This is a genomic window from Faecalibacterium sp. IP-3-29, from assembly GCF_023347335.1.
In the GTDB taxonomy this organism is placed as follows: domain Bacteria; phylum Bacillota; class Clostridia; order Oscillospirales; family Ruminococcaceae; genus Faecalibacterium; species Faecalibacterium duncaniae.
On the sequence record NZ_CP094471.1, the window covers coordinates 659114 to 673232 of the forward strand.

A 14119-nucleotide genomic window follows, 5' to 3' on the forward strand; every position below is an offset into this window, starting at 1 on the left:
CCGCAGACAGTACGGATGAAAAGTCGTGAAGCAAGATGAATTTTTTAAATTGTCATAAATAACACGATTTTTTGACCGATAACACAAAATTTTGCACCCTTATTCCGTGGGATTCTCTTTATAATAAGAACAGAAATCAAACGGAAAAAGGAGATGCGGATGATGCAAGCAACAAACCTGAAAACGAATCATCTGACCCAGCCTCTCGGCATAGATGCCGGGACGCTGTTTTTATCGTGGCAGTGCGCCGAAGGCGTGCGCCAGACCGCCTACGAAATTGAAGTAACTGCCGGAGCCGAAACGCTGTGGGCGAGCGGAAAGGCTTTGGGCAGTGTGATGCACACCGAAACGCCCAGCGCTGTACCGCCCAAGACGCAGGGACGGTGGCGCATCCGCCTGTGGGATGAAAATGACCAGCCCGGTGCATGGAGCACCGCTTCCTTCGAGACCGGGCTTGCACAGGCAGACTGGCAGGGCGTGTGGGTCTGCCCGGAAACAGAAGAGCTGGACATCGACTGCACCGATGCCATCAACGCCTTTGCAAAGCCCAACTGGGAGCAGAAGCAGGCGGCGCTGGAAGCCTCCGGCAAAGGGCAGGCGCAGCCTTATCAGCCCCACCGCCCGGCAAGTTATCTGCGCAAAACGTTTACCGCTCCGGCGGGAGAAAGCAAGCGGCTGTACATTACCGCTAAGGGACTGTATGCGGCATGGCTGAACGGCAAGCGTGTCGGCGACATGGTGCTTGCCCCCGGCAGCTTTACCGCAGACAAGCATTTGGGCGCACAGACCTACGATGTGACTGCGCTTGTCCGTGACGGTGAAAACGAACTACTCATCGCATTGGGCGACGGCTGGTACCGCAGCACCTCCGGCGTGGATGGAGACCGTGACCTGTTCGGGAAAGAAGTGGCTGTCCTGTTCCAGCTGGAAGTGGACGGCAAGGCGGTCTGCGTTTCGGATGACGACATGGAGGCCACTCAGTGCGGCCCGATTCGCCAAAATGATCTGCAGCAGGGCGAGGTGTACGATGCCCGGCTGGAAGGGGAGCTTTCCGGCTGGCATGGCGTCAAGACCGAGCCGAACACCCTGCCCATCACCGGCATGAACACCGTGCCTATCCGGGAGCAGGAAGCCTTTGCGGGCAGGCTGCTGCGCACCCCCAACGGCGAGACTGTGCTGGACTTTGGCCAGAACATGGCAGGCTATGTGGAGATGAAGCTGACCGCCCACGCCGGGCAGAAAATCAAGCTGCTGTGCGGCGAAGCACTGGACGAGAACGGCAACTTTACGCAGGAGAACTTTCAGGACCGGAACCGCCACAAGGAGGGCGGCACGGTGCAGATGCTGGAACTCGTCTGCAAGGAGGGCGAGAACCACTACAAGCCCAGCTTTACCATCATTGGCTTCCGGTACGCAAAGGTAGAAACGGACATCGACCTGACCGGCGCAGAGTTTACTGCCCATGCCGTCTATTCGGAGATGCCGGTCACCGGCAACTTTGCGTGCGGCAATGCCGATGTGGATCAGCTGGTGAAAAACAGTGTGTGGAGCCAGAAGGGCAACTTCTGCGATATCCCCACCGACTGCCCCACCCGCGAGCGCGCCGGCTGGACCGGCGATATGGGGGTGTTCATCGAGACCGGTCTGACCCTGATGGATTGCTACCCGGTGGTGGAAAAATGGCTGGCCGAGTGCCGCCTGAACCAGTACCCGGATGGACGCATGGCGAACATTGCGCCGCCCACCAGCCGCCCCGGCTACATGACCCCCATGCTCTGTATGTCGGCGGGCTGGGGCGATGCCGCCATTCTGGTGCCCTACGCCCTTTATAAGCGCACCGGCGACCGCAAGATTCTTGCGGACAACTACCAGATGATGCAAAAGTGGTATGCGTTCCTGCTGAGCCGTGCCCAGCAGACCACCGAGGAGCAGCAGACCGGGGCATACGCCAAGTACACGGTGCTGAACGGTCTGGACTACGGCGAGTGGTGTGAGCCGGGCATTACCCCCATGCAGGCGATGATGAACCCGCGCAAGAGCGTGGGTACGGCCTATCTGGCTTATTCCGGGCGGCTTCTGGCGGAAATCGCGCAGGCGCTGGGCAAGGCAGAGGACGCAGCGCAGTACCGCGACACGGCAGAAAAGGCGGTCAAGGCATACCGCACCGCCTTTACAGACAACGGGAAAATTACTTCTGACCGCCAGTGTGAATACGTCCGCGCCATTGCCTTTGCGCTGCTGGGCGAGGAGGAGAGCCAAGCCGCTGCGGATACCCTGAACCGGATGGTGGCGGAAAACGGCTATCACCTGAACACCGGCTTCCTTTCTACACCCTTCCTCTGCGAGGTGCTGGCAAAGTACGGCTATGCCGACACCGCCTATAAGCTGCTGTTACAGGACACCGCTCCCAGCTGGCTCTATGAGGTCAAGCAGGGCGCTACCACCGTCTGGGAGACATGGACGGGCATTGACGCAAACGGCCACCCCAGCGAATCCCTGAACCATTACTCCTACGGCGCCATCTGCGGCTGGCTGTTCGGCGGCGTGTGCGGCATCCATCTGGCAGGGGAGACCCTGACCATCGCTCCCACCCCGAACCCGGCACTGGGCTGGGCAAAAGCAGTGTACGATTCCCCGGTGGGGCGCATTGAAAGCGGCTGGCAGTATGCAGGCGATGCCGTGACCTACACCATCACCGTGCCCTGCAACAGAACCGCAGAAGTCACCCTCCCGGATGGCAGAAGCCTGACCTTGCAGCCGGGCACCCACACCCTGTAACGCAAAAAGATTCCCCACAAAACACAACGCCCCGCACCGGAAGGAGAAACCGGTGCGGGGCGTTGCTTTTATGGGGGTAATGAAGAAGAAAAATGATGAAAAAATGGCAGATCAGAATTTTTGCGCAAGGTATTTTGCGCTGAGCTGGAAGCTCTTGATGGGGGAATTGTCCACCCAGTTGCGGTGGCTTTCCAGAATAACGGCATCCACCTCCACGGCAAGGGCCTGCGCCATCAGGCTGTCCAAGTCCATGTTGCCGGTGCCCAGCTCCATGCTGTCGGTTTTCAGGATAGGCGTGATGGCACTGCCGGTGATGCGGGTGCCCCGGTCGTTGATGTGCCACAGCTTCATGCGGGGACCAAGCCGCTGCATCCATGCCAGCGCATTTGCACCGCCCTCGGTGAACCAGTAGCTGTCAAACTCAAAGTTGACAAAGGCAGGGTCGGTCTCTTCTAAGAGGATGTCGTAGGCGCGCTTTTCTGCGTTCACATGCCGCAGCTCGCAGTTGTGGTTGTGGTAGAGCAGGTGGATGCCCTCGGCTGTCAGAGTCTCGCCGGCTTTGTTCAGCCGCTGCGCAAGCTGGTGCATAACGGCTTCATCGCCGTAATCAAAGCGGTACATCCCGGTGATGACCACATACTGTGTGCCGAAGCTTTTGGCCTCCTCGGCCACTGCGTGGGCATCCCGTTCCAAACTGCCAAGGTCGGTGTGCAGACTGACCACCCGAAGGCCGGCCTCCTGCACCAGCTTGTGCCAGTCCAGATTGCCGCCCTTGCCCACCGGCATCCCGGCGGCCTTGGTCAGCAGCTTTACCACAAAGCCGATGGGGTGGATCATAAATCCACACAATTCAATGCCATCGTACCCGGCGGCTTTCATGGCAGCAAGGGTCTCTTTTGCCTGCTGCTCATTGCTTAGTACAGTGCCCAGCATAAATTGCTGCACAGCTTTGATGGGCATATTTTACCCCTCCAGTTTGAAAGTCTTACCCGGCGTGATGCCGTTTTCGTTAAAGCTGTCCACGCAGATGTAGTATTCCTGCCCGGCGGTCAGGGTGGAAAGGGTCACTTCGTCTGCATCGTACACCAGCCAGCTCAGATAGAGCTTATCAGGCGCAACGCCGTAGCGGACGTTGCAGCCCTGTGCATTTTCGATATGCTTCCAAGTGATCTTTGCATCCAGTGCATCCACGCGAGCCCCGGCGGCTTCGGCCTGTGCGGGCTTTGAGCCTTCGCCGTTACCGAACACCCGCAGGCCGCTGATGCGCAGCGCCTGTCCGTAGGGCAGTTCGCCGCCCGTCACCCGGACGTACCGGGCACGGATGCCGTCTGCATATTCGTAGTAGCCGTTGGAGCACTCGCGGGCAACATTTTCGCGCAGCGTCCAGCTCGCTCCGTTCACACTGGTCTCCACCGTGTAGTGGGAGATCTGGGGCCGGGTCTCGATGTGGCGGGTCTTGCGGTCATCGCCGTAGCTGTCGGCAGGGAAATCCACCACCAGCTTTTCGTCCGCCATGTTTACCTGAATGGCGCGGACATCACTCTCTTTGCCAAGGTCCACGCAGAGCCATTCGCCCGGCTCTGCACCGGCGGCGCTCCACCAGCTGCGGCAGTCCTCGTTGACTGCCAACTCCGGGCTGCTGTTTTCTGCGGTGCTGGAAGCCGTGACCGGCTTTTTATAGCTCAGCAGCATCCATTCCGGCTGCTGGCTGGCGGCATCAAAGGGGCCTGCCGGGATGCGGTGGGGGTAATCGGCAAAGTTCTGGTTGCAGTAAAGCACGCCGTCCTTGTCAAATCCGGCAGGGAACAGCCCCACCCGGCGCTCAAAGTCATAGTTGACAGAAATGCGCATGGTGGAAGCGTGCCACCAGTTGCCGCAGGTGTCGGCAATGGTGCTGCCGTGGCCTGCACCGGTGATGAATCCGCCGGGCTTTGCGGAAAACGGATTGGATGCCTGCCGTACGAAGGGGCCCAGCGGAGAACGGGAGGTGTATACACCGTCGGCGTAAGTGTTGTACTGGGTGCCAGGGCAGGCATATTGCAGGTAATAGAGGCCGTCATGCTTTGTCATAAAGGCACCCTCGATGTAGGGCTTGCCGATGGCGTTGAACATGGCAGTCAGGCTTTCGACACTCAGACCGGGGATATTTGCCATCTGCGGCGGCAGATTCAGCTTGCCGGTCTCAGGGTCATAGAACTGCTTCATGGACTGGTATAGCACGCTGGCTTCCCGGTCCACGATGCCGTTGTTGCCGGGGCGTTCGTAGCCTAGGGTGGTCTCATGGCCGAAAATCAGCTCCTGCTTTTCACCGATGGGGGTCATGGTGTCCGGGTCCAGCTCTACGCCGTAGATGGGGGAGATGTTGGAGCAGCCCCAGTAGAAGTACACCCGGCCATCGTCATCGCAGAACAGATCCGGGTCCCAGAAGGCAAAGGGGGCAGACACTTCGGTAAACGGCTCAGTCAGGGGGTCAGCGGTGCGCAAAATGGGGCAGTTGCGCCCTTTGCGGCTGGCGCAGAAATAGAGGTAATTGCCCACCTGCCGCACATCCGGTGCGTAGTCGTAGATCAGCAGGCCGGGGTCTGCATGGAAGTCCCAGTTCAGCAGATCCTCCGAATACCAGAAGCCTGCCGACATGGAAACAAAGAGATAATATTTGCCCTTGAAATAAACCAGCGTCGGGTCTGCACCCTCCCGGAAACCCGCCACGCGCGGGCCTTCCTTCATGTGCTGATAGCGGTAGCCCAGATCAAGGGGGTTGCAATAAGTCTGTCTCATCGAAACTCACTCCTTGGAAATACCCTGCAATACACGGTTCAGCTGCTTGATGTCCTCCTCGGAAGCGCCTGCCTGCATCAGCATGGATTCAATGGTCATCCGCTGCATGGCGCGCTCCATCATGGCCACCAGAGCCGGGTTATCCTTCACGGCGGCGGCCACATCGCCGCGGGCAGCGGCGGCCTTATCGGAGATCTGCTTCAGGATGGGGCCAGCCTTGGGGTCTGCCATGGCTTTGGCCATGTTGTCCTTCACCGACCAGCAGCTGGCATCCAGCTCCCCGTCAAACCAGTTGGTCACATTCTTGCGGTTGTCCATGGCGTAGTCCGGGTTGGGGGTGTCCACCTTGTTCACCAGAATCACGCTGCTGTGCTCGCCGGAGCGCGCCTCAATGCTGTGCTTGCCGGTAATGGGCAGCTGGAAGGCGAACACCTTGTCGCCCTGCTTAGTCTCCACCAGCTGACCGTCCTTGTACAGCGAGACCTCTGGCAGATTGGAGTAGACCTTGATCTCGGTCACATCCTCGGCGCGGTCCACATAGCGGCTGCCGCACAGGTGCACGAAGGGCTCCTTGCTCCAGTAGGCCTTGTAGAGATAGAAGGGGTCTTTTTTCAGCTTGCGGTCAAAGGTGACAAGACCCTTCTGGTTTTCGCCGTGCTTGCCGCCCTCGTCCCGGCCATCGGCGGCAAAGTCGAACATATTCCACACATGGGTCGCCCACAGCCAAGGACGGTCGGCGATCATCTTTGCAATATGCTCGTGGTAAACGCACTGATAGCTTTCGGTGTAGTCGCCCTTTTCCGGGTGGCTGCTCTGATACTGGGGGTTAGCATCTGCGCCATACTCCGAAAAGCCGATGCAGCGGTCGGGGTAATCGGCGTGGTATTTGTCAAAGAACTCGTCGTTCTGCTCCAGTTCGCCCAGATACCAGCCAAAATAGAGGTTGTAGCTGTTCACGTCCGGGATCTCCAGAATGGGGCTGGTGGTCTCCAGCATGAACACATTTGCCATGGTGGTCTTCCGGGTGGGGTCCAGCTTGTGGGCCAGCTCGTTCAGCAGACGGTGGTTTTCCAGCAGATCTTCATTGACAGCGGATGCGGCGGTAATCTCGTTGGACAGGCCCCAAACGGCAATGCAGGGGTGGTTGTAGTTCTGGACGATCAGCTCTTCCATCTGGGTCAGGGTGTTGGCACGGCCGTTGGTCATGTGCATGGTGATGTAGGGAATCTCTGCCCAGATGACAAGGCCCTTTTCATCGCACAGGTCGTAGAAATGCTGTGCGTGCTGGTAGTGCGCCAGCCGGATGGTGTTGGCACCCATTTCCAGAATGATGGAAATGTCCTCCTCCATCATTTCGTTTGTCAGGGCAATGCCGGCCCCCTTGCGGTCCTGATGGCGGGAAACACCGCGCAGCGGATAGCTGCGGCCGTTCAGGATGAAGCCCTTCTGTGGGTCAAACTCAAACTTCCGGCAGCCGAACCGGGCAGAAGTCTCTTCACCGTTGTCCAGCTTGGCAGAGACGGTGTAAAGGAAGGGATCGTCCACGCCATCCCACAGGCGGGCATTGTCCAGGGTGAAAACAGCCTTTGCAGTGCCGTTTTCCGCCGGAGCGGTGATGCTCTGGCCTTCCAGCGCAAAGGTAACGCTCTGTGCACCCACCACGGCGGCTTCCACAGTGACTTCGACGGTCTTAGCGGCAAGGTCGGTGACGATGGGGGTCACCTTCAGAGCCGGTGCGCCGTTTGCGGGCAAAGCGAAATGCTCTGCCGGAACGATGTGCAGAGTTACATCGCGGTAAATGCCGCCGTAGAAGGTGAAGTCTGCCTTCTGGGGGTACACGGTGTCGTTGTCGCGGTTGTCCACGCTGATCGCCAGCAGATTTTCCTCTTTGAGATGTTCGGTCAGGTCAACCCGAAAGGTAGAATAGCCGCCCTTGTGCTCGGCCAGCTTTTCGCCGTTCAGGTAGACTACAGCGGTCATAGCGGCACCGTCCAACTGCAAAATTGCTTTGCCGCCTGCCGGGATGGCGGGCTTTGCCAGAGCCAGCGTATACCAGCAGGTGCCGCGGTAGTAATCGTTGCCGCCGTCCTGACCGTCCACGGCGTTCCATGTGTGGGGCAGGGTGATGGCCTCACCCATAATGGCGGTGGGGATGCCGGGGTTCTCCTTGGTAAAATGCCAATTGCTATGATTCAGCAGGATGGTCTTGCTCATGGTAAAAACTCCTTTATGAAAAATGGATAGAATCAGCAAAAACCGAAAGAGCGTATGAGCCCTTTCGGTTTTTGCGGGGTGTTACTGCATGTGTTCTGCAATCACTTCATGACGAAGGGCGTCTTTCTTATCTGCGATGCGCTTCTGGACGTTGACCATTTCCTCCTTGGTCAGGGGACAGCCCAGCATGGCCATCAGGGTAATGAGCCAGCCCAGCATCGGCAGACCGTACTTGATGGCAAGGGTCATCCAGAAGATGCCGGAGGTGTAGGCATCCGTGGGCTGGGGCATCGTGGTGGTGTAGCCCAGAATAGCCACGGCACCGGTGGCGATGACAGCAGCCACCGAGGTGATGAGTTTGTCGATCAGGCTGTAAGTGCCGGAGACCACAGCCGGGATGTAACGGCCGCTGCGGTCCAGCTCGTAGTCGATGGTGTCAGCCATATAAGAGGTGTTGGAGGTGGTGATGCACATATTGGAGCCGTTTTGCAGCAGGGTCAGCAGCACGTAAACGATCATGTTCCAACTGCCCATCACGCCGATCTGACGGGTATCTGTGAAGATGAAGAACAGGATCAGCACAGAGGTGATGGCCATGCTGATGCAGGTCCAGGTCACGATGCCCTTCTTGCTGCCCTTTTTGCCCACATATTTTGCGCCGAAGGCTGCAAAGAAGATAGAAGGCACCATGCTGATCACGCCAAGGGTGGTGGCAAGACCCATGTTGCCGATCAGGATGCCGTTCAGCATGGTGTTGATGATGGCCTGGCTGCCCACCTGCTGTGCCAGCTTGTCGGAAGCGTTGGAGGCGATGTAGCACTGCAGGGGCTTGTTGTGCTTGAGCACCTCAAGAATATCCGCAGTTTTCAGCGGCTCGTGTTTTTTGTTGGTGCCCTCAAAGTTTTCGGGCTTATCGTAGGCAGAGATACCGGCGCAGACGATCAGGGTGCCGATGCCGGCAATGATCAGGACGATGGTGCAGACGGTGCTGAGGAAGTCCTGATTGAAGGTGCCGCCGCACTTGGGCAGGATGACGGTGTAGATCAGCATGCTCATGCCCATGGGCACGGCGTAGTTCAGGGCAGTGGACCAGACCCCGATGGTGGGACGCTGCCGGGGATCGTTGGTCATGATGGCAGGCAGGGTCTGGGCGGTCATGTTGGTGACGGTGTAGCCGATGATGTAAATAATGTAGGTCAGGGCAAACACCGGCAGGCCGAAGCCCTTGCTGGAGCACAGGTTGAACATGCACAGCAGGCCCACCGCTTCGATCAGGTAGCCGCTGATCAGCAGAACGCGCAGCTTGCCGAAACGGGTGTTGACGCGGTCGTAAACAAAGGCCAGCATCGGGTCGGTAAAGCCGTCCAGAATGCGGGCCAGCATCAGGATGAGACCCACGGTTGCGGTGGTGATGCCGTAGCCGATGCTGGCCGAATAACTGGCCATACCGATCAGAGAGTAGACGCTCATACCCACAAAGGCGTTGCAGGCATAACAGATGATCTGCCAGAGCTTTGCACGGCGGTACTGGACACCGTCTACCTCACTGGCGCTGGGTTTCTTTTGGAACATAATGATTTTCCTCCTTTTTGTGTGAACCGGTTTCCGCTTTTCCTGACACCAGAATAACAGAATGCAACAGATACTGCAGGATGAAAAACTTGGATTGAGGATAAAAATTCGTGCAGTTCTACTCGCTCAACGAAAAATCTACCAATAACGTGAAAAATTATCCTTTTTGCGCCGCACAGACCTGTTACAATAGGCACAAGAGAAAACACTGCTTCTGGATAAAAGGAGAACCATCATGCAGAAATTTGAAAAAGGCTTTTTCATCGGTGCTGCAACAGCAGCCCATCAGGTAGAGGGTAACAATACCAACAGCGACTACTGGGCACAGGAGCAGCTGCCCCATTCCAGCTTTACAGAGCCCAGCGGCATTGCCTGCGACCATTATCATCGGTACGAAGAGGACATCAAACTCCTGGCCGATGCCGGGCTGAACGCCTACCGCTTTTCCATCGAGTGGGCACGGGTGGAGCCGGAGGAAGGCAAATTTGATCCGGAAGCCATCGAACATTACCGCAAGGTCATCGCCTGCTGCAAGGCGCAGGGCGTAGAGCCCATCGCCACCCTGCTGCACTTTACCAGCCCGAAATGGCTCATCTGCAAGGGCGGCTGGGAAGCAGAATCCACGGTCGAGGACTTCAAAAAATATGTGACCTATGTGATGGAGCAGCTGGGCAGCGAGCTGCGCTATGTCTGCACCATCAACGAAGCCAATATGGGCCTGCAGCTGGCCGCCATCTCCAAGCGGTTCCGCCTGATGGCAGAACAGGCTGCGAAAAATGCCGCAGCAGCCGGAAAGTCTGCGGAGGGCACGGTGCAGGTGGGCATGAACTTCCAGAAGATGATGGAAAACATGAAGTTTGCCGCCATGGAAAACGCACAGGTGTTCGGCACACCCCAGCCCCAGATCTTTGTCAGCGAGCGCACCCCGGAGGGTGACCTGCTGGTGCTGCGCGCCCATGCCGCCGCACGGGATGCCATCAAGGCCATCTGCCCGGAAGTCAAGGTGGGCCTGACCCTCTCGCTCCACGACTTGCAGGCACAGCCCGGCGGCGAAGCCTTTGCCGAGGCCGCATGGCAGGAGGAGTTTACCCACTACCTGCCCTACATTAAAGAGGACGATTTCCTTGGGGTGCAGAACTACACCCGCACTCTTTATGGCCCGCAGGGGCAGCTTCCGGCACCGGAGGGCGCAGAGCTGACCCAGATGGATTACGAGGTCTACCCGCAGGCACTGGAGCACGTCATCCGTAAAGTGGCAGAAGCATTCAAGGGCGATCTCATCGTCACCGAAAACGGCATTGCCACCGCCGAGGATGCCCGTCGTGTGGCGTTTATCCGGCAGGCACTGGACGGCGTGCAGCACTGCATCGCCGACGGCATCCCGGTGAAGGGCTACTTCTACTGGAGCCTGATGGACAACTTTGAGTGGCAGAAGGGCTACGCCATGCAGTTCGGCCTGATCGCCGTGAACCGTGAAACCATGGAGCGGACCGCAAAGCCTAGCCTTGGGGTGCTGGGCAGTTACGCAGAAAAATAAGCTGCAATAGCAAAAAACAGGCTGCGGAAGATGCTTCTCGCAGCCTGTTTTGGTTCAGTGGGAAAGATGCAGACCATGGACACCATTTGCAACCACGGCGGCAATTACGTTGATGTGCTTTTGCGCCAGTTTGGCGTCGGTGTTCAAAAGCCCGGAAAGACCGTTCATTACAAAAATCAGGATGGCACCGACATTTTCATATTGGGACGGCTCGATATTGTCACCTTTGATTTTTTCCAGAATGGCATCCCGCAAATGCTGCGTAAAGCGGTTCATCGCGGATACCGGAACCACACCGAGGTAATCCGTTGCCTGCTGGAGAGCAGCAAACATTTCCTGCACAAAGGCCTCCGGTTCATCCAGCAGCTGCTGTGCGCCGCGCATATTGTCGCAGACGAGCTGGACTGTCTGCCGCTCCATTTCGGCGGTGAGTGCATCCAGCGTTTCATAGTGGGAATAAAAGGTCGTTTTGTTGATCTCGGCGCGTTCGGCAATTTCCTTGACCGTGATCTTTTCAATGGGCTTCTCCCGCAGCAAGTCGATAAACGTTTTCTGAATGGCACGCTTCGTTTTTTTGACCCGGATATCCATACAATTCCTCCGTCAATGTATTTCGTAAAGGATGCTTAACCAACGCTTGGAACGTGATCCGTTGCTTAAACACCGGACACGCCGGAAACTGCTGATTGCAGCCCCTGCGGCATAGTGCTATTATAACACCATAGAGATGGATAAGCAACTAAGAGTTGCAAATCTAGTTCGTGAATACGAAAAATAAAAAATGGAGGATGCTTTATGAAAATGATGAATTTCAACAGTGTCAGAGATAAAGTTGCTATCGTCACCGGCGCAAGCCGCGGCATCGGCCGCGCCATTGCCGAGTGCTTCGGCGAAAACGGCATGAAGGTAGTCTGTGCAGCCCGCAGTGCCCAGCAGGGGCAGGCTGTGGCAGACGGCATCTGCGCCAAGGGCGGCGACGCCATCTTTATCCAGACCGATTGCAGCAAGGCTTCCGCCATCAAAGAGCTGGTGGACAAGACGGTGGCACACTACGGTAAGCTGGATGGCGTTGTCAGCAACGCAGGCATCGGCATGGGCGGCACACCGCTGCATGAGTATGAGGTAGAGGATTACGAGAAGATCTTCTCCCTGAACAGCGAGGGCGTCTTTGCCGGGATGAAGTACGGTGCAGAGGCTATCCTGAAAAGCCACAGCGAGGGCGGATTCCTCATCAATGTGGCATCGGTGGCGGGGCTTGTGCCCCAGCGCGGACAGGCATTGTACAGCGCCACCAAGTTCGGCGTGGTGGGCATGACCCGTGCAGCGGCACTGGATTACGCGGAATACGGTATCACCGTCAACGCCATCTGCCCCGGTTACACCAAGACCAGCATCTTCGGTGATGCACCGGCTGCGACCATGGACTTTTTTGCATCCGACTGCCCGGCAAAGCGGATGGGCGACCCGGAGGAGTGCGCCGCACTGGCGCTTTTCCTTGCCAGCGGTATGGCACGGTACATCACCGGTGCAGCCATCCCTGTGGACGGTGCACTGTCTGCCGGGCACCAGAGCGTCAGCAGCTGGAAGCACCCGGAAATTTTGACCGACGGCAAGCTGAACAGCCAGAGCACCATTGCAGCCCTGATGGAAAACGAGTCCGTAAAAGCCGTTGTGGAGCAGTACCTGCCCGGCTTTGCTGACAATCAGCAGGCAAAAGCCGCCTACGGAATGACCTTTGGCAAGATCGGCTCCATGCTGGGTCTGCCGGAAACGGCGCTGAAAGCACTGCTGGATGCGCTGGATAACCTGTGACCGAAACCGCTCTGAAAGCCCCTTGACAAGGGCTTCCGTTCTGCCTGCGTGCGGTTGATTTTTGGGAGGAGATCATGAAAAACGAAGCACTTTTCCGTACCGGCTCTGTCTGGAAGTCCATTTTTTCCATGGCAGTGCCCTCCATCATCATTATCCTTGTCATGGTGCTGTACAACATGGCAGATATGTTTTTTGTGGGCTGTCTGGGCGACACCGCACAGGTGGCGGCAGTCTCCGTCGTCGGGCCGGTGTTCTCGATTCTTGCGGCGGTGGCCACGATGCTTGGCGCAGGCAGCAGTGCCATCATTGCGCGCTGCTTTGGCGCGGGTGAGATCGAGCAGGGCAAGATCTGCTCCTCGCTCTGCTTCTGGACTAGCTTTTTTCTGGGCGTTCTGGTCAGCATCGGTCTGCTGGTGGGCAGAGTGCCGCTTTTGGGGATGCTGGGCTCCAATGCAGAAATTTTTCCCTATGCGGAGCGGTATCTTCAGGTTCTGGCACTGGGTGCACCGTGTTTCATCCTGTCCAACAGCATGGCGATGCTGGTGCGTGCAGAGGGCGCAGTAAAAGAGGGCATGATCGGTAATCTTCTGGGCACGCTGGTCAACTGCATTTTTGACCCGCTGTTCATTCTGGTGCTGAACTTCGGTGTCAGCGGTGCGGCTGCCGCCAGTGTGCTGGGCAACCTTGTGGCGACTGCCTGCTACCTGCGCTACATCGTTAAGCACGGCACGGTGCTGACCGTTGACTTCCGCCCGGCTCTGAAAAAGCCGCAGATGCTGGGCGAGCTGCTGGCCATCGGTCTGCCCAACGGCATCAGCAGCCTGCTGGCCGGGTTTGCGTCCTCCTTCAGCAACCGGCTGCTGGTGACCCACGGCACAGCGGCGGTCGCAGCCATGGCGGCGGCGGGCAAGACGACCATGGTCATCAGCATGATCGCCATGGCAATCTGTATGGGCTGCCAGCCGCTTCTGGCGTACAGCTACGGCGCAGGCGACGCGAAACGCCTGAAGCAGCTTTTGAAGAATCTGATCCTGCTGACTGTTGTCTTTGGCGTTCTTGCCGGAGCAGCCAGCTTTGCCGGACGCAATGCGCTGATCAGGATGTTCATCAAGGAAGAAGGCGCTTTCCGTCTGGGAACGCAGCTGGTGACTTATCTCGTTCTGGGCAGCCCGGTGATCGGCCTGACCTATCTGGCAACCAACCTGCTGCAATCCGTGGGCAGGGCAAGCGGTGCGGTGGTGCTCTCTCTTTTGCGGCAGGGCCTGCTGCTGATCCCGCTACTGTACCTGATGAATGCGCTTTACGGCGTGCAGGGCATTGCGGCGGCGCACCTGATGGCAGACGTAAGCTCTGCGGTCATCTCTGCGGGCATCCTGCTGCACTGGCTCCGGGCATCGATGGAAAAAAAGGCGGAAGTATGATATACTG

At 57.8% G+C, this 14119-nt stretch carries 9 protein-coding genes; 4 read left to right on the forward strand and 5 right to left on the reverse strand.

Features of this window, described 5'->3' with window-relative positions:
- Positions 1–159: 159 nt before the first annotated feature.
- Positions 160–2778 (forward strand): family 78 glycoside hydrolase catalytic domain, encoded by a 2619-nt coding sequence (locus MTP40_RS03080; protein ID WP_442900436.1) that lies wholly within the window; start codon positions 160–162, stop codon positions 2776–2778.
- Positions 2779–2889: 111 nt separating this feature from the next.
- Here MTP40_RS03080 and MTP40_RS03085 read toward each other — a convergent pair whose 3' ends face one another.
- The 4 genes from MTP40_RS03085 to MTP40_RS03100 form a co-directional block, all read right to left on the reverse strand.
- Positions 2890–3738, reverse strand: a complete 849-nt coding sequence (locus tag MTP40_RS03085; RefSeq protein ID WP_005920187.1) for a sugar phosphate isomerase/epimerase family protein — start codon at positions 3736–3738, stop codon at positions 2890–2892.
- A gap of 3 nt (positions 3739–3741) precedes the next feature.
- Entirely contained in the window at positions 3742–5556 is a 1815-nt protein-coding gene (locus tag MTP40_RS03090; protein WP_249259800.1) for a family 43 glycosylhydrolase, read from the reverse strand.
- 6 nt (positions 5557–5562) lie between these two features.
- Positions 5563–7770 (reverse strand): glycoside hydrolase family 2 protein, encoded by a 2208-nt coding sequence (locus tag MTP40_RS03095; protein ID WP_249259801.1) that lies wholly within the window; start codon positions 7768–7770, stop codon positions 5563–5565.
- Positions 7771–7851: 81 nt separating this feature from the next.
- Positions 7852–9342, reverse strand: coding sequence for an MFS transporter (locus tag MTP40_RS03100; RefSeq protein WP_005920190.1), 1491 nt, complete (start codon positions 9340–9342; stop codon positions 7852–7854).
- A gap of 235 nt (positions 9343–9577) precedes the next feature.
- Between MTP40_RS03100 and MTP40_RS03105 the strand changes: the two genes are divergently transcribed.
- A complete protein-coding gene (locus tag MTP40_RS03105) occupies positions 9578–10879 on the forward strand; it encodes a glycoside hydrolase family 1 protein (protein ID WP_097779823.1) in 1302 nt (433 codons plus the stop codon).
- A gap of 54 nt (positions 10880–10933) precedes the next feature.
- Here the strand turns inward: MTP40_RS03105 and MTP40_RS03110 are convergent, their stop codons facing one another.
- Entirely contained in the window at positions 10934–11470 is a 537-nt protein-coding gene (locus MTP40_RS03110; protein ID WP_005920192.1) for a TetR/AcrR family transcriptional regulator, read from the reverse strand.
- A 204-nt stretch (positions 11471–11674) separates the two neighbouring features.
- Between MTP40_RS03110 and MTP40_RS03115 the strand changes: the two genes are divergently transcribed.
- Both MTP40_RS03115 and MTP40_RS03120 read left to right on the forward strand, forming a co-directional pair.
- Complete coding sequence (locus MTP40_RS03115; protein WP_249259802.1) at positions 11675–12691, forward strand: SDR family NAD(P)-dependent oxidoreductase; 1017 nt, start codon at positions 11675–11677, stop codon at positions 12689–12691.
- A 74-nt stretch (positions 12692–12765) separates the two neighbouring features.
- A complete protein-coding gene (locus MTP40_RS03120; RefSeq protein ID WP_242958639.1) occupies positions 12766–14112 on the forward strand; it encodes an MATE family efflux transporter in 1347 nt (448 codons plus the stop codon).
- Positions 14113–14119 lie beyond the last annotated feature (7 nt).